The following is a 23,885-nucleotide window of genomic DNA, read 5'->3' as shown; positions in this document are numbered from 1 at the left end:
CTGCCTTTTGCATGTGTTGCGGGCGTTGTTATCGTGTACAGCGTTATTCTACGCTGCGTAGCAGCGCATTAATCCCGACTTTAGCGCGGGTTTGGGCATCAACTTTTTTAACGATAATGGCGGCATATAAACTGTGACTGCCATCTTTAGACGGCAGTGTGCCGGGCACAACTACCGCACCTGCCGGTACCCGGCCATAGCTGATTTCACCGGTTTCCCGATCATAAATCCGGGTGCTCTGGCTGATATATACGCCCATCGATAATACTGCGCCTTCTTCAACGATGACGCCCTCGACCACCTCAGAGCGGGCACCGATAAAGCAGTTATCTTCAATAATGGTTGGGTTTGCCTGTAAAGGCTCTAACACACCGCCGATGCCAACACCGCCAGATAAATGGACGTTTTTACCAATTTGGGCACAGCTGCCCACTGTTGCCCAGGTATCTACCATCGTACCCTCACCAACATAGGCACCAATATTGACGTAACTTGGCATTAATACAACGTTTCTGCCAATAAAGCTGCCCTGGCGGGCGGCAGCTGGCGGCACTACCCGCACGCCATCAGCGCGGAATTGGGCATCAGTGTAATTGGCATACTTCATCGGTACTTTATCGAAAAACCGGTTTTCAGCACCGTCCATTACCGCGTTATCGTTAATCCGGAACGACAATAACACCGCTTTTTTCAGCCATTGGTGTACCACCCATTCGCCGGCAATTTTTTCGGCAACCCGCGCCTGGCCGCTGTCAAGCAATGCTATTGCCTGTTGGACGGCCTGTTTAACGTCAGCCGTGACAGAGCCCGGGGTAATATCGGCACGAAGCTCGAATGCATTTTCGATAATGCTTTTTAATTCAGACATGGTGTTAGTTTAGCCTTCTGTTTCCTGTGAGAGTTGTGAGATCAGGACCCGTCTAAGCTGACTTTGCTCATCGCTGCTCAGCGCCTGGTCCTGTGCATTAGATAACATAAAAAAATCTTCAGCCCGCTCGCCAATAGTAGTGATTTTTGCTGCATGAATATTGACCCCACAGCGCTGAAATACCTGGCCGATATCGGCCAGTAAACCGGGGGTATCCAGTGCGGCAATTTCTACCATGGTTCGTTGTTTAATATTGCCCGGTAAAAACACCACCTTGGGCGGTACATTAAACTGGCGCATCTGGCGGGATAACCGCGGTTTTTGCCGCGACAAATCTGGCTTGCCGGCAATATATAGCTCCAGCGCGCGTTTAATACTGCTTAAGCGTGATGGTGAACTGACGGGCTCGCCATTTTGTTCCAGAATGACAAAGGTATCCATGGCGAAGCCATCTTTATTGGTCATGATCTGGGCGTCAAAAATGTTGACTTTTTTACTGTCAAGCGCCGTAACGAGGCGAGCAAACAAGCCGGCTTGATCCGGCGTGTAAATAAACACCTGAGTCCCACCACGAATAGGCGTTTTGCTGATCAGCACCAACGGTTCGCTGCGGTTTTTGTGGCGTAAGATATGCTCACAATGCCAGGCAATTTGTTTTGGGCTATAGCGGGCAAAATAGTCAGCTTTAATCCGGCTCCACAGGTGCTGAATTTCAGACTCGGTAAACGTTTGTTTCAACAACAGCGGCATCGCTTCGCTTTGGTTTTCGCGAATTAAGTCACGTAAATCCATTGGTTTTTCCAGACCACGGCGAAAGGCCTTTTGGGTGGCCAGAAATAACTCACGTAGCAGTGACCCTTTCCAGTCATTCCACAGGTTATCGTTTGTGGCGCGGATATCGGCCAGCGTTAAGCAATACAGGTAATTAAGCCGGGTTTCATCACGCACTTTTTCGGCAAACTCGGTTACAACGGCCGGGTCATGAATATCACGTCGCTGTGCCGTCACCGACATCAGTAAATGACTTTCTACCAGCCAGGCGACCAGTTTACTGTCAAACTCGCTCAGTTTATGCAGTTTGGCAAATTCGCGTACGTCCATCGCGCCAAGTTCGGAATGGTCGCCACCGCGGCCCTTGGCGATATCATGAAAAATACCGGCCAGATATAACAGCTCGGGCTTTTCCATTCGTTTGACAATGTCAGTACAGAGCGGAAATTCACTTTCATGTTCCGGTTGAGTGTATTTATACAGGTTTTTCAGCAACCTGTGGGTATGTTCGTCTACCGTGTAAGCATGGAACAGGTCAAACTGCATCTGGCCGACAATATTACGCCACTGCGGCAGGTAAGCTGCCAGTACGCCATAGCGATGCATCAGGGTAATGGCTTTGTCCATGCCCCTGGGGTGGCGCAGCAGCGCCAGAAACAACTGGCGGCAGGCTTCATAATCCTGTAAGTCGCCCATTAAACGGCGGCGCACCTGGCGCAGTAAACGTAAAGTAGTGGAGTGAATGCCGGTAATGTTTGAATTATTGGCAATATGCCAAAATAGCCGCAGCAAGTTGTCGCGTCTGGCAAAAATGGCGTTATCGCGCGCTTTAATTAAATGCCCGCTCAGTTCAAAATAGTCGTCCAGCTGCTGTATTTTAACCTTAGTACCCTGGTTAAGAATGCTACCTTCAAAATGCTGCAGCAACATTTCGTTTAATTCACTTACCCGTTGCACCGTGCGGAAGAACCGTTTCATCATCCGTTCAACTGAAGCCTTACCATCGGCGCCGAAGCCCAGACGCTCAGCCGCAGCCGGTTGGTAGTCAAATAAAATCCGGTTTTCATTACGGCCGGCTTCAATATGCAAGGCAAAACGCATTTGCCACAGGTAGGCCTCGCACTCCATCAGCTCCTGATACTCATCTTCAGTCAGGTATTGATATGCCACCAGTTCGCGCATGGTGCGGGTGTTAAAGTGCTTTTTAGCGACCCAGCCTATAGTTTGAATATCACGCAGGCCACCAGGGTTGGCTTTAAGGTTAGGCTCTAAATTGTAGGCGGTGCCATGATATTGCGCGTGGCGCTGCTGCTGTTCGTGTCGTTTAGCTTGAAAAAACTGCTGGCTGCTCCAGAAGTTATCACCGTTTATTTCCTGCTGTAATTGCTCAAATAGTGACTTATTACCGGTCAGCAGCCGCATTTCCAGTAAGTTGGTGGCGATGGTGATATCGTCTTTACCCAGCTTAATCGTTTCTTTTAAGGTGCGGACACTGTGTCCGACTTCCAGCCTTAAATCCCACAGGCAGGTGATAAAATCAGCAATGGCTTGTTGTTGTTCAGTGGTTAAACGTCGTTCGGATAAAATCAGTAAATCAATATCAGAGTAGGGATGCAGCTCACCCCGACCATAGCCGCCTACGGCAACCAAACTGAGATTATGCTGTTTAGCCAGTTCGAAATGCTGCCACAACTGGCTCAGGACGCTGTCTATAAAGCGGGCACGGGCTTTAACCAGACCATTGATTGGCTGATGCTCAAAACTTCGGACCAGCCAGTCATGAAATTCGCTGAAATGCTTTTTATAACTCTCCAGCGAAAAGCTGGCGGGCAGTGACCGGTTAAATTGCAATGTTTGGGTCATGCGGCTCCCTGCTGAGCGGTTGGGCCTGGCTTATTCTGCGGTTAAATGGCGTTCCAGTGTTTCATCACTGCGTAACGTCAGAATTTCGCAACCGTTGTCGGTTACCAGTAAGGTATGTTCAAACTGGGCTGACAAGCTGCGGTCTTTAGTGACTACGGTCCAGCCATCTTTTAACATTTTACTGTGACGGCCACCGGCGTTAATCATTGGCTCGATAGTTAAACACATACCACTTTTCAATACTTCACCGGTGCCCGGCTTCCCATAATGCAGCACTTGGGGGTCTTCATGAAACACCGCGCCAATACCATGGCCACAGTATTCGCGTACCACTGAATAGCTGTGCTTTTCAGCATGTTGCTGAATTGCATGGCCAATGTCGCCCAAGCGCACGCCGTTTTTCACCAGTTTTAACGCCAGGTATAAGCACTCCTGGGTCACTCTGATTAGCCGCTCAGCCATAATGCTCGGCTTGCCTACCACAAACATCTTAGACGTGTCGCCGTGATAGCCATCTTTGATCACAGTAATATCGATATTAACAATGTCGCCGTCTTTTAATGCTTTGTCGTTTGGAATGCCGTGGCAAATCACCTGATTAACCGAGGTGCAAATTGACTTGGGGAAACCGTGGTAATTCAGCGGTGCCGGTATGGCCTGTTGTTCGTTAACAATATAGTCGTGGCACAGCGTATTCAGCTCATCTGTGGTGACACCGGCTTTGACATGGGGACCTATCATTTCCAGCACTTCTGCGGCCAGACGACCGGCAATGCGCATTTTTTCAATTTCGGCGGCGGTTTTAATAGTTGCTGACATCAACACTCTCTCGGTTACTGCAGTTACGGACATTATGACTGCTGGAATAATACACATTTCGTTGTGTTTGGCAGCTTACTATGGTATAAAGCGCGCCGCAAATTAGCAAATTGCATTGTACTTTTCTTTTCCGGGCACCGAAGCTTATTTTTGATAACTTCTGGTTCTTAGTTATAAAAAAGCCGATGCGCCGGTTTGCGACAACCAAACTTAAATTTTTAAATAACACACATGCATCGACACATAGTCCGGGGTGCCAGCGCGTAAGCAAAGGTCGGGATATGGGATGCATGGAGGCCTAACCCCTAAACAGGAAATATAATCATGGCAAAAGTTTCTATGCGCGACATGCTCCAGGCGGGCGTGCACTTCGGTCACCAAACCCGTTACTGGAACCCAAAGATGAAGCCGTTCATTTTTGGTGCCCGTAATAAAGTTCATATCATTAACCTTGAGCAAACCGTACCAATGATGAATGACGCCTTAGCGTTTATTCAACAGGTATCTGCCAAGAAAGGTAAAATTTTATTCGTTGGTACCAAGCGTGCCGCGTCTGAAGCCATCAAAGAAGCGGCCGCGAAAGTTGACCAATTCTATGTTAACCACCGCTGGTTAGGTGGCATGCTGACTAACTGGAAAACCGTTCGTCAGTCAATCAAGCGTTTAAAAGACCTGGAAGCGCAAAGCCAGGACGGTACTTTCGATAAGCTGACCAAAAAAGAAGCTTTAGACCGTACCCGTGAAATGGACAAGCTGGAAAAAAGCTTGGGCGGTATCAAGGACATGGGCGGTTTGCCAGACGTACTGTTCGTGATCGACGCTGACCATGAACACATCGCGATCAAAGAAGCCAACAACCTGGGTATCCCGGTAGTATCAGTTGTTGATACTAACTCTGATCCTAAAGGTGTTGACTATGTGATCCCAGGTAACGACGACGCTATCCGCGCCATCCAGTTGTATCTGGCAGCGGTAGGTCAGGCTATCCAGGAAGGTCGTGACAAAAACATCGAAGTTCAGGCAGAAGCCGAAAGCTTCGTTGAAGCAGAATAATTTTTCTGTCATTTAAGCCTGTCAGGCTTAAATGCAGAAGACCTTTGCAACAGGGGCAGCTTTGCCCCTGTTTGTCCAACCGGAATTAACACGAGGAAGCTCCCATGGCTGTAACTGCGGCTCTAGTAAAAGAACTTCGCGAGCGCACTGGCGCTGGCATGATGGATTGTAAAAAAGCATTAGAAGAAACTGGCGGCGATATCGAAGCGGCCATTGATGCGATGCGTAAAAGTGGTTTAGCAAAAGCAGCCAAAAAAGCCGGCCGTATTGCTGCTGAAGGTGTCATCATCACCCGCGTTGCCAACGGTTACGGTTTAGCAGTCGAGTTTAACTGTGAAACCGATTTCGTGGCCCGTGATGCCAACTTCCTGGCATTTGCCAACAGCGTTGCTGATTTAGCCCATGCTAACAAGTTATTTACTGCTGAAGCTATCTTAGCTGCTGACTTAAACGGTACTTCGGTTGAAGATACCCGCGCTACGCTGGTTGCTAAAATTGGTGAAAATATCAATGTACGTCGCGCCGCTGTTGTTGAAGGTGATGTGATTGGTCAGTATGTTCACTCTGGCCGCATTGGTGTGTTAGCGGTGCTGGAAGGTGGTAACGAAGACGTGGCAAAAGATGTTGCTATGCATGTTGCCGCAAACAACCCAAGCTACGTAAATCCGGAAGATGTGTCTGCTGAAGTGGTAGAGCGTGAGCGCCAGATCCAGATCGACATCGCGGTTAACAGTGGTAAGCCAAAAGAAATCGCTGAGAAAATGGTAGCCGGCCGGATGAGCAAGTTCACTGGCGAAGTCAGCTTAACTGGCCAGCCTTTTGTTAAAGATCCGTCAATCAGCACTGGCGAATTCTTAAAGCAAAACAGCGCCAAAGCAATCTCTTTTATCCGCTTAGAAGTGGGTGAAGGTATTGAAAAGAAAGAAGAAGATTTTGCTGCTGAAGTAGCTGCACAGATCGCTGCGGCGAAAAAGTAATTTGCGCTTTAGCAAATTGTCAAAACCCGCTAGAATAACCGCGACCTAAGGTCGCGGTTTTTTTATGTCTTTTATCCAGCACGATTTTCAGCACTAGGGGCACCCATGAGTATCAATCCAAAACCAACCTACCGACGCATCCTGTTAAAATTAAGCGGTGAGGCCCTGATGGGCGATGAAGGCTTTGGTATCGATCCGAAAGTACTGGACCGGATGGCACAGGAAATAAAAGAACTTGTCGAGTTAGGGGTGCAGGTTGGTATCGTCATTGGCGGTGGTAACATTTTTCGCGGTGAGGGCCTGGCCAAAGCAGGCATGAACAGGGTGGTCGGCGACCATATGGGGATGCTGGCCACGGTAATGAACGGGCTGGCAATGCGCGATGCACTGCACCGGGCTTATGTTAATGCCAGAATGATGAGCGCTATTCCGCTCAATGGCGTTTGCGATAACTACAGCTGGGCAGAAGCTATCAGCTATTTAAAGTCCGGCCGGGTAGTCATTTTTTCAGCCGGTACTGGTAACCCGTTTTTTACTACCGACTCTGCAGCGTGCTTAAGAGGTATTGAAATCGAAGCCGATGCGGTACTAAAAGCGACTAAGGTTGAAGGTGTCTATTCAGCCGACCCGGTAAAAGATCCTGCTGCCACGCTTTATAGCCAGTTGACCTACAACGAGGTACTGGATAAAGAATTAAAAGTAATGGATTTAGCGGCATTTACCCTGGCCCGCGATCACAATTTACAGATCCGGGTATTTAACATGAACAAACCGGGTGCGTTAAAACGGGTGATAATGGGTGAGCAGGAAGGCACCGTTATCGACCACGCAGAAAATTTACAGTAAACTAGCGGCTGTTCTGGCCGTTGCGGCATGATATAAAAGGATAACGATCGTGATAAACGACATTATTAAAGACAGTAAAGTACGAATGGAAAAAAGCGTGGAAGCGCTGAAATCACAATTGAATAAAGTGCGCACCGGTCGCGCGCATCCGAGCTTACTGGATGGCATTCAGGTTTCTTATTACGGCGCCGACACCCCACTACGTCAGGTTGCCAACGTCTCGATAGAAGACGCCCGGACATTAAGCATCAGTGTGTTTGACAAGAGTTTAGTGCAAGCCGTTGAGAAAGCCATCATGGCCTCCGATCTGGGGCTGAACCCGATGTCTGCCGGCACCAGCATCCGGGTACCGCTTCCGGCACTGACTGAAGAGCGGCGTAAAGATTTAGTCAAAGTGGTGCGCGCTGAAGCAGAAGGCGGCCGGGTCGCAGTGCGTAACATTCGTCGTGATGCCAATGCTGAATTAAAAGCCTTGTTGAAAGATAAAGACATCAGCGAAGATGACGAGCGTCGGGCCGCGGATGAAGTACAGAAAGTCACCGATACCTATGTTAAGAAAATTGACGAAGTACTGGCCGATAAAGAAAAGGAACTGATGGAGGTTTAACGTAGTCAACCTTCTATCAGGAATTAGCGCCGTATCGGCTGGGCTGTGCGGCGCTTTTTATTATGGTTTAAGCACAGCATTTAAAACGATAAAGCAGTGTTAAAGCAATACTAAAGGACAGGTCTTATTCTATGACTGCAGAGTCGCAGATCGGGCAGCAGACGTTACCACGCCATGTCGCCATAATAATGGATGGCAATGGTCGTTGGGCACAGCGTCAAGGGAAGCCAAGAGTATGGGGACATAAAAAGGGTGCAGAAGCCGTGCGCCGGGCAGTCAGTTTTTGCCGGCAATTAGGTATTCAGTCACTGACATTATTTGCTTTTAGCAGTGAAAACTGGCGGCGTCCGCAAGCTGAAGTTGATACCCTGATGCAACTGTTTATGCTGGTGCTAAAAAAAGAAGTTAAAAGCCTGCACAAGCATAACGTTAAGTTACGAATCGTTGGCGACTTGTCAGCATTTGATGAAAAGCTTCGGGCAAGTATTACCGCGGCTGAAGCATTGACCGCTGATAACACCGCTATGACATTAAATATTGCAGCAAACTATGGTGGCCGTTGGGATATTCTGAACGCGGCGCAACAGCTGGCGCGTAAGGTTCAGGCGAATGAATTGCAGCCTGAAGCTTTTTCAGAGCAATTGTTGGCTGAGCAGATGCAATTACATGATCAGCCAGAGCTGGATTTATTGATCCGAACTGGTGGTGATTTACGGATCAGTAATTTTTTATTGTGGCAGGCTGCTTATGCTGAGCTGTGGTTTACTGAAACCCTGTGGCCTGACTTTGATAAAACAGTGTTTGCTGATGCCATCGCTGCTTTTGTCAACCGCGAGCGCCGTTTCGGTTGTACCGGTGAGCAAATTCAGGCAATGCTGCACAACAAAGGATAACAATATTGTTTAAACAACGAGTACTAACAGCTTTATTGCTGGCACCTCTGGCGTTACTGGCGGTGTTTTATTTACCACTGAGTGGCTTTGCGTTGTTTGTGTCTGTAGCTTTTACGCTGGGTGCCTGGGAGTGGAGTGGTTTTTGTGGCCTGGCTAATCGCAGCATGCGGGCGGTATATACCGGCTTAACCGCCGGCTTGCTTTGCTTACTGTACTTCGTGCAACCGATTGCGTTGCAATACTTATTTAGCGATGTTTTTACCCTTGCGCTGGTGCTTGCCGGGGTTATCTGGTGGCTGCTGGCCGTTGTGCTGGTACTCACTTACCCGCGGAGTCAGGCTTTCTGGGCCGGTCGTGACTGGTTAAAAGCCTTGATGGGCTGGCTGACATTGTTACCTGCCTGGAGCGCTATTGTTTATGTTCGGGGGCTGGATTATCCGCAATCTGAGTTTACCGGTGCCTGGTTACTGTTTGGCTTACTGGGGCTGGTGTGGGCTGCCGATATAGGCGGTTATGTTATTGGCAAGCCGTTTGGTAAAAATAAATTGCTGCCAAAAGTCAGCCCGGGTAAAACCGTGGAAGGGATGCTCGGGGGGATGGTAATGGTGTTATTACTGGTTAGTGCGGTGGGTTACTGGAAAAACTGGCCAGCACAAATGCCCTACTGGTATCTGGCTGCTATCGTGTTAACAGCTTTGTCGGTTTTTGGCGATTTAACAGAAAGCATGTTTAAACGTGCTGCGGGTAAGAAAGACAGTGGTGCCTTTTTGCCGGGCCACGGCGGTATCCTGGATCGAATTGACAGCCTGACTGCCACAGCTCCACTATATGCATTAATACTGGCATTATTTGGTGGCTTTCATTGATGCGACAAGTGGTTATTCTTGGTGCAACCGGCTCTATTGGTTGTAGTACCTTATCAGTGCTGGCGATGCACCCCCAGCAGTTTAAAGTATTGGCACTGACCGCCGCCACCCAGGTTGATAAACTATTAGCACAGTGCCTGGAATTTAAGCCGCAGTTTGCTGCGATGTTGTGTCCCAAAGCGGCAGCAGAGCTTAAAGCAGCGCTGGCCAGCCACAATAGTGCTACCGAAGTGCTGGCAGGGCCTGCAGCGCTGACAGAGCTTGCAGCTCACCCCCAGGCGGATATTGTGATGGCCGCTATTGTTGGTGCGGCTGGCTTACTGCCTACCCTTGCCGCAGTGGAGCAGGGCAAAACGGTATTGCTGGCTAACAAAGAAGCATTAGTCATGTCAGGCGAGCTGTTTATCGACAAAGTACAACGCCATGGCGCGACTTTATTACCGATAGACAGTGAGCATAATGCTATTTTTCAATGTTTGCCTGCATCTTTTCAGCAGGCAAAACAGCGTCCTGCACTCAGTGAGATGGGCATAGCAAAATTGTTGCTCACCGGCAGTGGCGGGCCTTTTCTGACCCGGGATATCAGCAGCTTTGAAACCGTAACCGTGGCTGAAGCCGTTGCGCATCCGAACTGGAGTATGGGCCAGAAAATATCGGTTGATAGCGCGACTATGATGAATAAAGGCCTGGAATTTATTGAGGCGCGCTGGCTATTTAATTGTGCCCCGGCAGATATTGACGTGGTGATTCATCCGCAAAGTATTATTCACTCCATGGTGCAGTATACCGATGGCTCAGTATTGGCTCAGCTTGGCCAGCCTGATATGCGAACACCAATTGCCCACGCGCTGGCCTTTCCAAACCGGATAAGCAGCCCGGTACAACCCCTGGACTTCAGTCAGTTAGCTAATTTCAGCTTTAGTAAACCTGAGCCAGACCGCTACCCCAATTTATATTTGGCCATCGCCGCCTGTGCTGCCGGCCAGGGGGCAACCACAGCGCTGAATGCAGCAAATGAGGTCGCGGTAGCGGCATTTATTACCGAACAGATTCGTTTTACTGACATAGTTCGGTTAAATGAAAAATGTCTGGCACATTTCCTTAACTATGCTGCTCGCTCGCTGGATGATATAGTAGCGCTCGATTTTGAAGCCCGCGCTTATGCGCAGCAGCTGGTAAGGACCTTAAATTAATGGCGGTATTTTTGTGGAACGCCTTTACCTTTGTGGTTGCACTGGGGTTACTGGTTACCGTACATGAGTTTGGTCACTTTTGGGTTGCCCGCAAAAACGGCGTACTGGTGAAGCGTTTCTCTATTGGTTTTGGTAAAGCATTGTTCAGTTGGCGGGACAGGCAAGGTACTGAATTTGTGATTGCGGCCATTCCACTGGGTGGTTATGTGCGGATGCTGGATGAACGGATTGACCCGGTGCTGCCGCAATTTGCTGATCTGGCTTTTAACCATAAGACCGTATGGCAACGGATGGCCATTATAGCCGCTGGCCCTGCGGCTAATTTTATTTTTGCCATTTTTATTTTATGGCTGATGTATTTGATTGGGGTGCAGGAAGCAAAGCCCGTTATTGCCGCTGTGCAACCGCAATCAATCGTAGCCGAGGCCGGTGTGCAGGGTAACGAGCAAATTGTTAGTATTAACGGCCATACCGCCAGAGACTTACGCAGCACTAATTTATTGTTGGTTGAACAGTTAGGCCGTTCGCAACTAACGTTAGGATTGCAGGATTTGGCGTCAGGGCAGCAACGGCAAGTATTGCTTAATCTGGCAGACTGGCAGTTTGACCCGGAGCGACAAACCGTATTTGCCAGTTTAGGTATCGAGCTGATGCAGCCGCGAAGAACTACTGAACTGGCGCTGGTGGTGCCAGATTCGGCAGCAGAGCGGGCTGGTTTGCAGGCTGGTGACGTTATCAGGCAAATCAATGAACAGCCAATCAATGACTGGCCGACATTAGAGCAGCTTATTCAGCAAAATGCTGAGCAACCGCTCCAGTTGGAGATAAACCGAGCCGGGCAAAGTGTACAGCTGACAGCAACACCAGAATTACTAACCCGTGAGGATGGCTTTAGTCAGGGTATGCTGGGGATCCAGCCTGTTGTCACTCCGTGGCCAGAGGGCATTATCTATACCCAGCGGTATGGGGTATTTGGCGCCATAAGTGAAGGCGTAAGCCAAACCTGGCAGTTAACCCGGTTGAGTTTTGCGATGGTGGCAAAACTGTTGACTGGGGATGTGTCGGTTAAGCATTTAAGCGGGCCTATCTCGATTGCTCAGGGAGCGGGTGACACGGCCAGTATGGGCCTGATTGCGTTTTTAGCGTTTCTGGCGCTGATTAGCGTTAATCTGGCAGTTATTAATTTATTGCCGCTGCCCATTTTGGATGGTGGTCATTTAATGTATCTTGTGGTGGAACTAATACGCGGTAAACCTGTCTCTGAAAAGGCGCAGGAAATAGGTTTTCGCTTTGGAGCTTTAGTCCTGCTGATGTTAATGGGAATTGCGCTGCTCAACGATATTTCTCGTTTGTAATAAACTAATCATAAGTAGTTCAAATAATGACAATTAAACGATTAGTAGCCGCGATGTTACTTGCCACTGGCAGTAGCTCGGTGCTAGCTGAAGAATCATTTACCGTTCAGGACATTCAGGTTGAAGGCTTGCAGCGCGTTGCGCTCGGTGCCGCCCTGAATAACCTGCCATTTACTATTGGTGACACTGTTACTGAGTACAGTTTGTCCCGTAGTATTAAAACGTTATACAGTGCTGGTCATTTTGACGATATCAGAGTGTTTCGTGACGGCAATACCGTCATATATCGTTTGAAAGAGCGGCCAACCATCAATAGTATTGAATTTGATGGCAACAAAGATATTAAAGAAGAGCAGCTTAATGAAAGTCTGGCCGGAAACCGGGTCCAGGTAGGTGAGCCGTTAGATAAGACGATTCTGAAAAGTATCGAAAACGGTCTAACCGAGTTTTATCACGGTGTTGGTAAATATCAGGCAAAGGTTGAAGCTCAGGTAACTTACCTGCCGCGCAATCGGGTTAATCTGAAACTGGAGTTTGATGAAGGTGATGCCGCATCAGTTCGTCAGATTAATATTGTCGGTAATACTATTTTTTCGAACGAAGAGCTGCTTAATCAGATAGAGTCGAAACAAGATTTACCCTGGTGGCGTTTTTTAGCCTCTGATCGGTATCAGAAGCAGACGTTGCAAGGCGATTTTGAGACGATCAACAGTTATTATCTGGACCGTGGCTATTTGCAATTTGATATCGAATCGTCGCAAGTGTCAGTAAGTCCTGATAAAACGGCGGTATATGTCACCCTGAATGTGAATGAAGGTGAGCAATATAACATTCGCGATGTCAGTTTTGTCGGTGATTTGATTGGTCAGGATGCAATAATTGAAGCAATTCTGCCGCTAAAAGAAGGCCAGTTGTACAACGGTGCATTGGTGACTTATACCGAGGAAAGTATTGCCAAGCTGCTGGCCCGTTTTGGCTATGCTAATTCGAAAATCCGGACTATTCCGAAAATTGACGAAGAAAGCAAAGAAGTCGATCTGACAATAAGCGTTGACCCGGGCAAGCGGGTGTATGTGCGCCGGATTGATGTTAAAGGCAATACTAATACCCGCGACGAAGTTATTCGCCGTGAATTGCGCCAGATGGAAGGTGCCTGGTTGTCAAATGATTATCTTGAGCTGTCGAAAAACCGGATCCAGCGTCTGCCTTATATTGAAGATATCAGCTTTGAGACTATGCCGGTTACCGGCAGCGATGATCAGGTTGACGTTTTGTTTACCATGAAGGAACAGCCATCGGGCAGTTTTAATGCTGGTATTTCCTACGGTAGCTATCAGGGCTTATCGTTTGAAGTGGGTGTGCAGCAATCAAACTTTTTTGGTACTGGTAACAGTGCGGGTATCAGCTTAAGCACTAACAAATACCAGAAAAGTATTAACCTGAGCTATACCGACCCTTATTATACGCTGGACGGCGTCAGCCTGGGTGGTCAACTGTTTTATTCAGACATCGACTACAGCAGTGCCTCATCTAACCTGGAAGCTTACAACCAGCGTCGGTACGGCTTTGGTGCCAACGTGGGTTATCCAATCAATGAATTTAACCGGCTGAATTTTGGGGCGAACTATGTCGTCAACAAAATTAATTCTATTCAGGAATATGATCAGCTACGGCATTTCAGGGCTGTATTACTGGATGCGCAGAATCCGGACGGCGGTTACAACTTTACCAACTATGAATTCAGCACTGGCTGGACGCACAGTACCCTGAACCGGGGTTTATTTCCAACAGCAGGCCGGATGTTCAACCTGGTGTTAAGAGCGACTACGCCAAATTCAGATTTACAGTACTATAAAGTGCAGTTTGAAGCGCAAAACTATATTCCGCTGAGCAATGATCACGGTTGGTCGTTCCGCAGCAAGCTGGAACTGGGTTATGGTAACGGTTATGGCGATAAAAATGGTTATGATTATACCTTACCGTTTACGGAAAACTTCTACGCCGGCGGTTCTAATTTACGTGGTTTTGAAAACCGGATTATCGGGCCGCATGCCATTTTCCGCTATCCGGGCGTGGTTCCCGGCATTCCTGATCCGGTAAATGGCGGCATTCTTTATCCTGAAGGTCCGGCCGGTGATAATTACATTGTTTCCGGGCGGTCTATCGGTGGTAATGCCATGGGGGTACTGACATTAGAGCTGATAACCCCAACGCCGTTTATCAGCGATGAAAATCGTAATTCCGTTCGAACCAGTTTGTTTGTCGATGCGGGCAATGTCTGGGATACAGAATTCGATATTAATCGTTATGCGAACTTAACTCAGGACCGGACAGCAAACACCGGCCGCGGTGTTCAACCTTTCCTGATTGATTATGCCGACCCTGGTTTGATTCGGGCTTCAGCTGGTGTATCTTTACAATGGATTTCACCGATGGGCCCATTAACGTTCAGCCTGGCCAAAATCATCAAAAAGCAGGAAGGTGATTTACAGGAAAACTTTAGTTTTAATATTGGTACAACTTTCTAATAAAGGTATAGGGAAAATGATGTTTAAAAATACAGTAGCTAAAACCGCAATAGTATTGGTGGCCACATTGTTAATGGCTGGTACGGCAGCGGCGAAAGAGATGAAAATAGCTTTTGTTGATATCCAGGCTGTTGCGGCTCAGATACCACAGTCTGCGACCATCCAGGAAAATATCCGGACTGAGTTCGCAACAAAAATAGATGAAATGAGCCAGTTAGAAAAAGATATTAATTTCAATATTGAAAAACTGCGCCGCGATGGCCCGACAATGAGCGAACAGCAGCAGCAGGACCTGGCGGCAAAAGTTCAAAAGCAACGTGAGCAGTATGAAGCAACTGCCCGGCCACTGGATGAGCAAATTCGTGCCCGTCAGAACGAAGAGCGGAATAAAATTTTAGCCATGATTAAAAGCGCTATCGATGTGGTAGCAGAGCGTGAAAAGTTTGATGTTGTGTTAAATGCCGGTGCTGCCGTCTATGCCAAGCCAGAGTATGATATTTCTGATGCTGTAGCGGCACAGGTTAGCAAAGCGAAATAAGCTGGTGATAATACTAGCCAAACTGGCTGAGCAATTGAATGCTCAGCTTACCGGAGACGCCGCTTGCGGCGTTTCTGCCGTTGCGACGCTGGAACATGCTGGCGAAGGTACCATAAGTTTCCTGGCGAATAGTAAATATCGCAAGTATCTCAGTCAGACTCAGGCTTCAGCAGTATTAATTAGAGCAGATGATTTACCCTTTGTTGCGCCTGGGGTCAATGCTTTGGTCGTCACTGATCCTTATGTTGCATTCGCTCAGGTTGCCCAGATGCTGGACTCTACGCCTGACATTGCCAGTGGCATTCATCCGTCTGCTATAATTGACCCCACGGCGGTGTTGGGTACCAACTGTGCTGTTGGACCACATGCGGTCGTTAACGCCAATGTGGTACTTGGCGACGGCGTGCAACTGGGGGCGGGAACCCTAGTGGGCCAGGGGGCGCAGATTGGCGCAGGTACCCGGTTGTGGGCTAATGTTACGATTTATCACAATGTGGTGATTGGTAAAGGGTGCTTAGTTCATAGCGGTGCTGTTATCGGTTCCGATGGCTTTGGTTTTGCAAATAAAGCCGGCAACTGGTTGAAAATACCGCAAACAGGCACGGTCAGGATCGGCGATAAGTGCGAAATTGGCGCCAATACCACAATTGACCGTGGCGCGATTGAAGATACCGTGATCGGCAACAATGTGATCATTGACAATTTGTGTCAGCTGGCTCACAACGTGCAGATTGGCGATCACACCGCTATTGCCGGCTCATCCAGTATTGCCGGCAGTACTAAAGTTGGGCGCTATTGCATTATAGGTGGTGGCGTTGGCGTTAATGGACATATCGAGATTGCAGATGGTGTGCAGATAACCGGGATGTCAATGGTTACCCGCTCGCTAATGGAAAAAGGGGTATATTCTTCCGGTATTCCGGCGACAACTAACGCTGAATGGCGTAGGAATACTGCCCGGCTGCGCCAGATTGAGCAACTCTTTCAGCGGGTTAAGCAACTGGAGCAACAATTACAGCAATTAAGCAACGATGGACAACCGCCATCGACAGAGGATTAATTTTGGCCAATCAACTTAATAGTCTGCAAGTTCAGGAAATTATGGCGTTATTGCCACATCGTTACCCTTTTTTATTAATTGACAGAGTGCTGGACTTTACTCCCGGAGAGTCGTTAACGGCGCTGAAAAATGTCACCATTAACGAACCCATTTTTACCGGCCACTTTCCTGGTATGCCAATATTTCCCGGGGTGCTTATCCTGGAAGCACTGGCGCAAGCCACCGGGATCCTCGGCTTTAAAACGGTGACTGAACGTTCGGAAAACGAGCTTTATTTATTTGCAGCCATTGATGATGCCCGCTTTAAAAAGCCGGTAGTGCCGGGCGATACCATGATCCTTGATGTTAAGTTTTTAAAAGAGCGCCGTAATATGTGGAAATTTTACGGAGAAGCCAAGGTGGATGGCGCAATAGTATGCTCAGCTGAATTAATGTGTGCCAGAAGAGAGTTATAACGTGATCCATCCATCAGCAGTAATAGAAAGCAGCGCCAAACTTGGCCAGAATGTGAAAGTGGGCCCGTTTAGCTATATTGGCCATGACGTGGTACTGGGTGATGACTGTATTGTCGAACCTCATGTGGTCATTAAAGGCCCTGCGACAATTGGGAAAGGCAACCACTTTTTTCAATTCTGCAGTATTGGTGAGGCCTGCCAGGATAAAAAGTACAAAGGTGAAGCTACTGAGCTTTTCATTGGCGATTACAACGTTTTCCGGGAAGGTTGTTCTGTCCATCGTGGCACTGTGCAGGATCAGGGCAAAACCATTATTGGTAACCATAACCTGTTTATGAATACTACTCACATTGCTCATGACTGTGTAGTTGGCAACCATACTATTTTTGCCAGTGGTGCTCAGGCAGCGGGTCACGTGCATATTGGTGACTGGGCTATTCTGGGGGGGATGACCGGCGTGCATCAGTTTGTTCATATTGGTGCCCACAGCTTTTGCGGCGGTGGTTCTATCGTATTAAAAGATGTTCCTCCTTATGTTATGGTGCATGGCGCGCCCTGCGTGCCGGCCGGGATAAACGTTGAAGGGCTGAAACGTCGGGGTTTCAGCAGTGAGGCATTATTAGAAATCCGCCGGGCTTATAAAGAAGTGTACAGAAAAGGCCAGACAGTCGCCGAAGCGTTAGCGGCACTCGAGGCAAAGGCAGCTGAATATCCGGAGCTGAAGGCCTTCACTGATTTTATCGCGGGTGCCAGTCGCGGCATAGTCCGCTAACTCTTATTCAACGTTACTAAGCTTAAATGGAGCCCGCGGGCTCCTTTTTTATGTCAGGAAGTACGCTTTTGCTGGCGCTGCGGTTGGCATCGCCCATATGATTGTTTTAAAGGCTTGAAGTATGCGCTATGCCCTGTGATAGAATCCCGTAATTATAAAAGATCTTAGCCAATGAATGAGACCTGCTTTGTCACAGCTTAATATCGCAATCATTGTCGGTGAGCATTCCGGCGATATCCTTGGTGCCGATTTAATCGAAGCGTTTCGCCAGCGCCACCCTGACGCAAACTTTTATGGTATCGGTGGTCCCAGGATGCAGGCGCTGGGTTTTAATGCCTTGTTTGATATGGAAGAGCTGGCAGTAATGGGGCTGGTCGAAGTCCTGGGTCGGCTGCCACGGTTAATGCAGGTAAAGCGGGAAATTGTCGCTGCCTTATTAAAAAGCCAGCCAGATGTGTTTGTTGGTATAGACGCACCGGATTTTAACCTGCGGGTAGAGCGGGATTTGAAGCAAGCCGGAATTAAAACCGTGCACTATGTCAGCCCGTCAGTTTGGGCCTGGCGTCATAAACGAATTTTTAAAATTGCCGAAGCTACCAATCTGGTACTGTCATTATTACCTTTCGAAAAAGCGTTTTACGATAAATATCAGGTACCCTGTACTTTTGTGGGCCATACCATGGCCGATAGTATGCCGCTGGTTGTCGACAAAACGGAGCAAAAAGCTGTACTGGGGCTCGACCCCAACCGACCTGTACTGGCACTCATGCCGGGTAGCCGGAGTAATGAAATAAAATTACTGGCGCCGGATTTTTTAGCTGCCGCCAGTTTGCTACAGCAGCAGCAACCAGAACTGCAACTTGTTGCTAATATGGTTACTGAGCAAAAGGCAGCACAGTTTGCCCAGATAACCCAGCAATGCGCACCCGATCTGGCTATCACCGTGTTTACCGGTCAGGCTCGCCAGGTATTGCTGGCGGCTGATGCGACCTTTATTACCTCTGGTACGGCGACCCTGGAAGCAATGCTGGCTAAATGTTTGATGGTGGTGGCGTACCGGGCGAACTGGTTAACCTATCAGATTGGCCGGCGCCTGGTTAAGCTGGAACATTTCAGTTTGCCCAATTTACTGGCCGGGCGGGCTATGGTGCCGGAGCTGTTGCAACATCAGGTGACACCTGCGGCGCTGGTCGCAGCGATGGCGCCGATGTTGCAAACAGATAACAGCAAGTTGCTTGCCGACTACCGGGCTATTCATCAACAAATAAAATGTGACGCCAGCGCTCGTGCTGCGGAGGCGATCTTGGAGGTAGTGCGTTCTGATGCTATGGCATAGACCAGATGTACAATTATTGTGTGGTGTGGACGAGGTCGGCCGTGGCCCACTGGTGGGCGCTGTAGTAACGGCTGCGGTTATTCTTGATCCTGCAAGGCCAATAGTGGGCCTGACTGACTCAAAAAAGCTCAGTGAGCTCAAACGTGAAGCGTTGGCTGAGCAGATAAAACAGCACGCCCTCTGCTGGGCGCTGGGCCGGGCAGAACCCGCTGAAATAGACCAGCTCAACATACTGCATGCCACCATGTTAGCCATGCAACGCGCTGTTGCAGCGTTAACGATCCAGCCTGAGTGGGTAATGATTGATGGTAACCGCTGCCCCGAATTGCCAATGCCGGCTACCGCCGTAGTAAAAGGCGACAGTCTGGTGCCGGAAATCAGTGCTGCATCCATTCTGGCGAAAGTGGCCAGGGATGCGGAAATGGCGGAATTGGCCGGGCGCTACCCGCAATTTGGCTTTGCTGCCCACAAAGGTTACCCCACAGCACAACATCTGGCCGCAATCAGCGAGCATGGTATTTTAGCTGAGCATCGGCGCAGCTTTAAACCGGTGCGCTTAATAGCTGAGCAAATGCGCTGATGAGTAATCCTGCTTTTATTCACCTGCGGGTTCACAGCGATTTTTCGATGATCGATGGTGTGGCCAAGGTTAAGCCTATTGTTAAAGCGGCGGCCGCAGCACAGATGCCGGCACTGGCGCTAACCGATCAAATGAACTTTTGTGGTTTGGTCCGGTTTTACAGTGCCGCCCACGACGCCGGTATTAAGCCGTTGGTTGGCGTTGACTGCTGGGTGCAGCATCCTTTGCTGGGTAATGAAAGTGCCCGTTTACTGTTATTGGCGATGGACAATGTCGGTTATCAGAACCTGACCCTGTTAATTTCCAAAGCTTATTTACGGGGACATGTTGCCGGTAAGCCGCAGCTGGATCATCAATGGCTGGCCGAGTATAACAGTGGCCTGATTGTACTGTCAGGTGGTAAGGACGGGCCGCTTGGTAAAGCGCTGGTAAAAGAGAACCCACAGTCGGTAACGGAATTGGTCAGCTTTTACCAGCAGTATTTTCCGGACAGGTTTTATCTTGAGCTGATTCGTACCAACCGACCAGACGAAGAGCGCTATATTCAAAAAGCCGTCTTATTAGCCGAACAGCATCAATTGCCAGTTGTTGCCACCAACGAAGTGGTATTTTTGCAAGCCAGTGATTATCCGGCCCATGAAATTCGGGTAGCCATTCATGATGGTTTTACCCTGGATGATAAACGGCGGCCTAAAAATTACTCTGAACAGCAGTACCTGCGAACTGAACAGGAAATGCTCGACTTATTTGCTGATATTCCGGAGGCGCTGCAAAACAGCGTTGAAATTGCCCGGCGTTGTAATGTTACCATCAGACTTGGTGAGTACTTTTTGCCAGCCTTTCCTACCGGTGGCATGTCTGACGGTGATTTCCTGGTATTGAAGTCACAGGAGGGGCTGGAGCAGCGGCTGTTACAGTTATTTCCGGACGAAGCAGAGCGTGTGGCCAAACGGCCACCCTATGATGAGCGCTTGCAGATAGAACTTGATGTCATTAACCAGATGGGTTTTCCGGGTTACTTTCTGGTAGTAATGGAATTTATTCAGTGGAGTAAAGATAACGATATTCCGGTGGGCCCTGGCCGGGGGTCGGGTGCCGGCTCACTGGTAGCCTATGCCCTGAAGATCACCGATTTAGATCCGCTGGAATTTGATTTGCTGTTTGAACGGTTTTTGAATCCGGAGCGGGTATCGATGCCCGATTTTGACGTCGATTTCTGTATGGATCGACGCGACGAGGTAATAGACCACGTTGCTGACATGTATGGCCGGGAAGCAGTATCGCAAATTATTACTTTTGGTACCATGGCCGCTAAGGCGGTTATCCGCGATGTCGGCCGGGTGCTCGGCCACTCCTATGGCTTTGTTGACCGGATTTCTAAACTGATCCCGCCCACCCCGGGTATGACTCTGGAACAAGCCTTTAAAGAAGAGCCACGTTTACCCGAGCTGTACGCGCAGGACCAGGAAGTTAAAGACTTAATTGATATGGCGCGCCAGCTGGAAGGCGTTACCCGCAACGCCGGCAAGCATGCCGGTGGTGTGGTGATCGCCCCCACCAAAATTACCGACTTTTCGCCATTATATTGTGATGATGAAGGTAATAATCCGGTTACCCAGTTTGATAAAAACGATGTGGAGTACGCCGGTTTAGTCAAGTTCGACTTTCTCGGTTTACGTACTCTTACCATTTTGCAGTGGGCGGTCAATATGGCCAACAGCCGGTTGCAGAAAGAGGGTCGCAAGCCGGTTGATATTAACAGTATTCCACTGGTTGATAAGCGCAGTTTCGATTTACTGCAGCGCGCCGATACCACAGCGGTATTTCAGCTGGAATCGCGCGGTATGAAAGACTTAATCCGCCGCCTGCAACCTGACTGTTTCGAAGACATGATAGCCCTGGTAGCGCTGTTCCGGCCGGGGCCGCTGCAGTCAGGTATGGTTGATAACTTTATTGACCGCAAACGGGGCCGCGAAGAAATATCATATCCTGATGCCACCTGGCAGCATGAGTCACTAAAGCCAATTCTGGAGCCTACCTACGGCATTATTCTGTATCAGGAACAGGTAATGCAGATTGCTCAGGTGTTGTCCGGATACTCGCTTGGCGGCGCTGACTTACTGCGCCGGGCCATGGGTAAGAAAAAACCAGAAGAAATGGCCAAGCAGCGCGATGCGTTTCAGGAAGGCGCGGCGAAAAATGGTATTGACCCTGAGCTGGCGATTAAAATATTCGACCTGGTAGAGAAGTTTGCCGGTTACGGCTTTAACAAGTCGCACTCTGCCGCCTATGCGCTGGTGTCGTATCAGACGTTGTGGATGAAGGCACACTTTCCGGCCGAGTTTATGGCCGCGGTAATGTCGGCCGATATGGATAATACCGATAAAATCGTGACCCTGGTGGACGAGTGTGAGCGGATGAAACTTAAACTGAACCCGCCTGATGTGAACAGTGGCCAGTATAAGTTTACCGTCAACGAGCAGGGCCATATTGTCTATGGTATCGGGGCGATAAAAGGCGTGGGTGAGAGCCCGATAGACGCTATTATTGAAGCGCGCAGCGAATACGGCAGCTTTACTGATCTGTTCGACTTTTGCGCTAAAGTTGATTTAAAACGCTTAAATCGCCGGGTGATGGAAAAATTAATTTTATCCGGTGCGATGGACCAGTTGGGGCCGCATCGGGCAGCCTTGATGGCCAGCCTGGAAGAGGCCATGAAAAAAGCCGAGCAGCATGCTAAAGCGCAGGCAGTCGGCCAGGATGACTTATTTGGCTTGTTGAATCCGGAACCCGAGCAGTCAGCAGCGGCATTTAAGCAAGTGCCTGAATGGCCGGACGAAGTCTGGCTGGATGGAGAGCGCGAAACACTGGGGCTGTATTTAACCGGCCACCCGATTAACCGTTACGCTGATGAAATTCGACACTACGTTTCGTGTCGTTTAGTCGAGTTGCAGCCGACGAAAAAAGATCAGAGCGTGCAGGTTGCCGGCTTAGTTGTGTCAGTGCGGGTCATGATTAACAAAAAAGGCCGGCGCTGGGCTATTGTTACGCTGGATGATAAATCCGCCCGTTTAGATGTACGCTTTTTCCCGGAACAGTTGGAAACCTTTGAGGAATTGCTGCAAAAAGATCGTATCCTGGTCGTCACCGGACAGGTCAGCTTTGATGATTTTAATGGTGGCCTTACAATGTCGGGCCGCGATGTCAGCGAAATAACAGCAGTACGTGAAAAATCGCTGAAATCTTTGAATATCACTGTACAATCGCCGCAAATAGACCACAATTACCTGCAAAGATTGCAGCAGGTACTGGATGAATTTAAAGCCGGCACGGTACCCGTTACTATCAGGTACCAACGAGAGGAAGGGCAGGTAACACTGCAGTTAGGGACAGCCTGGTGGGTGACGCCCGCCGACGCTTTGTTGCATCAGTTAAAACAATTAGCAACAATAGAACTGGAATTTAATTAATTAGGTAGTGATAGTCGATGATGCTGAATTATTTAGAGTTTGAGCAGCCGATTGCTGAACTTGAAGCAAAAATAGACGAATTGCGTAACGTCAGTCGCAATGGCGACTACGATCTTGGTTTAGAAGAAGAGATCAACAAACTAAAAGAAAAAAGTCTGGGTTTAACCAAGAAGATATTTTCTGAGCTGGGTGCCTGGCAGGTCGCACAAATGGCCCGTCATCCGCGCCGCCCTTATACCCTGGATTATCTGAAACTGATATTTACTGACTTTGATGAACTGGCCGGTGATCGCACCTATGCCAACGATAACGCTATTGTCGCAGGCACTGCGCGGATAGGCGAGCATGCCGTGATGGTTATTGGTCACCAGAAAGGCCGGGATACCCGCGAAAAAATCCGCCGTAATTTTGGTATGCCACGGCCAGAAGGGTATCGTAAAGCGCTGCGGCTGATGGAAATGGCAGAGCGTTTTAACATGCCGATCATCACCTTTATCGACACCCCTGGCGCTTACCCCGGCATTGGTGCAGAAGAGCGGGGTCAGTCTGAAGCAATAGCCCGTAACCTGAAAGTGATGGCTGGTTTAAAAGTACCGGTAATTTGTACTGTCATTGGCGAGGGCGGCTCAGGTGGTGCTCTGGCAATTGGCGTGGGTGACCGGGTCAATATGCTGCAATTCAGTACCTATTCGGTTATTTCACCGGAAGGCTGTGCGTCAATTCTGTGGAAAAGCGCGGAGAAAGCCCCGCTGGCCGCTGATGCCATGGGCATTACCGCTGAGCGGTTAAAAGAACTGGATTTAATTGATGCGGTAATTCCGGAGCCACTTGGCGGCGCTCACCGCGCTCCGGAGCAAATGGCCCAAACCCTGAAGAAAGCACTGCTGAAAGATTTGGAAAAGCTGCAGCAACTGGACACCAAAACCCTACTGGATAACCGCTATAAACGCTTAATGTCATTTGGTTATTGTTAATTCAGTCAGAAGCATCAGAAAACCAGCGCTTGTCGCTGGTTTTTTTATCAGGATAATAAAC

20 protein-coding genes are annotated in these 23,885 nt (G+C 48.9%); 17 read left to right on the top strand and 3 right to left on the bottom strand.

From position 1 onward, the window contains the following. Positions 1 to 43: 43 nt before the first annotated feature. The 3 genes from dapD to map are packed head-to-tail and all read right to left on the bottom strand — an operon-like array spanning position 44 to position 4,321. Entirely contained in the window at positions 44 to 868 is an 825-nt protein-coding gene (gene dapD, locus KG631_RS13890) for a 2,3,4,5-tetrahydropyridine-2,6-dicarboxylate N-succinyltransferase (protein ID WP_214000281.1), read from the bottom strand. A gap of 9 nt (positions 869 to 877) precedes the next feature. Beyond that, positions 878 to 3,502: a bifunctional uridylyltransferase/uridylyl-removing protein GlnD gene (gene glnD, locus KG631_RS13885; RefSeq protein ID WP_214000280.1), complete on the bottom strand. Its 2,625-nt coding sequence runs from the start codon at positions 3,500 to 3,502 to the stop codon at positions 878 to 880. Positions 3,503 to 3,532: 30 nt separating this feature from the next. Further along, on the bottom strand, positions 3,533 to 4,321 hold the full coding sequence (gene map, locus KG631_RS13880) for a type I methionyl aminopeptidase (RefSeq protein ID WP_214000393.1): 789 nt from the start codon (positions 4,319 to 4,321) through the stop codon (positions 3,533 to 3,535). Positions 4,322 to 4,645: 324 nt separating this feature from the next. Here map and rpsB point away from each other — a divergent pair, with 324 nt between their 5' ends. The 17 genes from rpsB (at position 4,646) to accA (ending at position 23,824) form a co-directional block, all read left to right on the top strand. Then, a complete protein-coding gene (gene rpsB, locus KG631_RS13875) occupies positions 4,646 to 5,374 on the top strand; it encodes a 30S ribosomal protein S2 (RefSeq protein ID WP_097112022.1) in 729 nt (242 codons plus the stop codon). 104 nt (positions 5,375 to 5,478) lie between these two features. Beyond that, a complete protein-coding gene (gene tsf / locus KG631_RS13870; RefSeq protein WP_214000279.1) occupies positions 5,479 to 6,351 on the top strand; it encodes a translation elongation factor Ts in 873 nt (290 codons plus the stop codon). A gap of 105 nt (positions 6,352 to 6,456) precedes the next feature. Beyond that, on the top strand, positions 6,457 to 7,197 hold the full coding sequence (pyrH, locus tag KG631_RS13865) for a UMP kinase (protein ID WP_019674883.1): 741 nt from the start codon (positions 6,457 to 6,459) through the stop codon (positions 7,195 to 7,197). A gap of 49 nt (positions 7,198 to 7,246) precedes the next feature. Next, positions 7,247 to 7,804, top strand: a complete 558-nt coding sequence (gene frr / locus KG631_RS13860; RefSeq protein ID WP_214000278.1) for a ribosome recycling factor — start codon at positions 7,247 to 7,249, stop codon at positions 7,802 to 7,804. A gap of 131 nt (positions 7,805 to 7,935) precedes the next feature. Then, positions 7,936 to 8,697 carry a polyprenyl diphosphate synthase gene (gene uppS, locus KG631_RS13855; protein ID WP_214000277.1) on the top strand — a complete coding sequence of 254 codons (762 nt, stop codon included), beginning with the start codon at positions 7,936 to 7,938 and terminating at the stop codon, positions 8,695 to 8,697. A gap of 5 nt (positions 8,698 to 8,702) precedes the next feature. Further along, a complete protein-coding gene (locus tag KG631_RS13850) occupies positions 8,703 to 9,563 on the top strand; it encodes a phosphatidate cytidylyltransferase (protein ID WP_214000276.1) in 861 nt (286 codons plus the stop codon). After that, positions 9,563 to 10,756 (top strand): 1-deoxy-D-xylulose-5-phosphate reductoisomerase, encoded by a 1,194-nt coding sequence (gene ispC / locus KG631_RS13845; RefSeq protein ID WP_214000275.1) that lies wholly within the window; start codon positions 9,563 to 9,565, stop codon positions 10,754 to 10,756. The genes KG631_RS13850 and ispC overlap by 1 nt, the downstream gene beginning before the upstream one ends. Next, the gene (gene rseP / locus KG631_RS13840) at positions 10,756 to 12,111 is read left to right on the top strand and encodes a sigma E protease regulator RseP (protein ID WP_214000274.1); all 1,356 of its coding nucleotides are present in this window, start codon (positions 10,756 to 10,758) and stop codon (positions 12,109 to 12,111) included. Before ispC ends, rseP begins: the two co-directional genes overlap by 1 nt. A 26-nt stretch (positions 12,112 to 12,137) precedes the next feature. Next, positions 12,138 to 14,639 carry an outer membrane protein assembly factor BamA gene (gene bamA, locus KG631_RS13835; RefSeq protein ID WP_301003811.1) on the top strand — a complete coding sequence of 834 codons (2,502 nt, stop codon included), beginning with the start codon at positions 12,138 to 12,140 and terminating at the stop codon, positions 14,637 to 14,639. A gap of 16 nt (positions 14,640 to 14,655) precedes the next feature. Further along, complete coding sequence (locus KG631_RS13830; protein ID WP_214000273.1) at positions 14,656 to 15,177, top strand: OmpH family outer membrane protein; 522 nt, start codon at positions 14,656 to 14,658, stop codon at positions 15,175 to 15,177. 4 nt (positions 15,178 to 15,181) lie between these two features. Next, complete coding sequence (gene lpxD, locus KG631_RS13825; RefSeq protein WP_214000272.1) at positions 15,182 to 16,237, top strand: UDP-3-O-(3-hydroxymyristoyl)glucosamine N-acyltransferase; 1,056 nt, start codon at positions 15,182 to 15,184, stop codon at positions 16,235 to 16,237. Positions 16,238 to 16,239: 2 nt separating this feature from the next. After that, on the top strand, positions 16,240 to 16,692 hold the full coding sequence (gene fabZ, locus KG631_RS13820) for a 3-hydroxyacyl-ACP dehydratase FabZ (protein WP_214000271.1): 453 nt from the start codon (positions 16,240 to 16,242) through the stop codon (positions 16,690 to 16,692). Next, positions 16,673 to 17,464 (top strand): acyl-ACP--UDP-N-acetylglucosamine O-acyltransferase, encoded by a 792-nt coding sequence (lpxA, locus tag KG631_RS13815; protein WP_365869091.1) that lies wholly within the window; start codon positions 16,673 to 16,675, stop codon positions 17,462 to 17,464. Before fabZ ends, lpxA begins: the two co-directional genes overlap by 20 nt. A gap of 187 nt (positions 17,465 to 17,651) precedes the next feature. Further along, positions 17,652 to 18,800, top strand: a complete 1,149-nt coding sequence (gene lpxB / locus KG631_RS13810; protein WP_301003810.1) for a lipid-A-disaccharide synthase — start codon at positions 17,652 to 17,654, stop codon at positions 18,798 to 18,800. Continuing rightward, entirely contained in the window at positions 18,787 to 19,380 is a 594-nt protein-coding gene (rnhB, locus tag KG631_RS13805) for a ribonuclease HII (RefSeq protein WP_214000269.1), read from the top strand. Before lpxB ends, rnhB begins: the two co-directional genes overlap by 14 nt. Further along, positions 19,380 to 22,850 carry a DNA polymerase III subunit alpha gene (dnaE, locus tag KG631_RS13800; protein ID WP_214000268.1) on the top strand — a complete coding sequence of 1,157 codons (3,471 nt, stop codon included), beginning with the start codon at positions 19,380 to 19,382 and terminating at the stop codon, positions 22,848 to 22,850. Before rnhB ends, dnaE begins: the two co-directional genes overlap by 1 nt. A gap of 17 nt (positions 22,851 to 22,867) precedes the next feature. Further along, the gene (gene accA / locus KG631_RS13795) at positions 22,868 to 23,824 is read left to right on the top strand and encodes an acetyl-CoA carboxylase carboxyl transferase subunit alpha (RefSeq protein WP_214000267.1); all 957 of its coding nucleotides are present in this window, start codon (positions 22,868 to 22,870) and stop codon (positions 23,822 to 23,824) included. Positions 23,825 to 23,885: the final 61 nt, after the last annotated feature.

Source organism: Arsukibacterium sp. (assembly GCF_018402695.1).
In the GTDB taxonomy this organism is placed as follows: Bacteria; Pseudomonadota; Gammaproteobacteria; order Enterobacterales; family Alteromonadaceae; genus Alishewanella.
This window is presented reverse-complemented; position numbering and strand designations above follow the sequence as displayed.

Coding starts and splice junctions, on each gene's coding strand:
- dapD (WP_214000281.1), bottom strand. CDS start 868: ATGTCTGAATTAAAAAGCATTATCGAAAATGCATTCGAGCTTCGTGCC.
- glnD (WP_214000280.1), bottom strand. CDS start 3,502: ATGACCCAAACATTGCAATTTAACCGGTCACTGCCCGCCAGCTTTTCG.
- map (WP_214000393.1), bottom strand. CDS start 4,321: ATGTCAGCAACTATTAAAACCGCCGCCGAAATTGAAAAAATGCGCATT.
- rpsB (WP_097112022.1), top strand. CDS start 4,646: ATGGCAAAAGTTTCTATGCGCGACATGCTCCAGGCGGGCGTGCACTTC.
- tsf (WP_214000279.1), top strand. CDS start 5,479: ATGGCTGTAACTGCGGCTCTAGTAAAAGAACTTCGCGAGCGCACTGGC.
- pyrH (WP_019674883.1), top strand. CDS start 6,457: ATGAGTATCAATCCAAAACCAACCTACCGACGCATCCTGTTAAAATTA.
- uppS (WP_214000277.1), top strand. CDS start 7,936: ATGACTGCAGAGTCGCAGATCGGGCAGCAGACGTTACCACGCCATGTC.
- ispC (WP_214000275.1), top strand. CDS start 9,563: ATGCGACAAGTGGTTATTCTTGGTGCAACCGGCTCTATTGGTTGTAGT.
- rseP (WP_214000274.1), top strand. CDS start 10,756: ATGGCGGTATTTTTGTGGAACGCCTTTACCTTTGTGGTTGCACTGGGG.
- bamA (WP_301003811.1), top strand. CDS start 12,138: ATGACAATTAAACGATTAGTAGCCGCGATGTTACTTGCCACTGGCAGT.
- KG631_RS13830 (WP_214000273.1), top strand. CDS start 14,656: ATGATGTTTAAAAATACAGTAGCTAAAACCGCAATAGTATTGGTGGCC.
- rnhB (WP_214000269.1), top strand. CDS start 18,787: ATGCTATGGCATAGACCAGATGTACAATTATTGTGTGGTGTGGACGAG.
- dnaE (WP_214000268.1), top strand. CDS start 19,380: ATGAGTAATCCTGCTTTTATTCACCTGCGGGTTCACAGCGATTTTTCG.
- accA (WP_214000267.1), top strand. CDS start 22,868: ATGATGCTGAATTATTTAGAGTTTGAGCAGCCGATTGCTGAACTTGAA.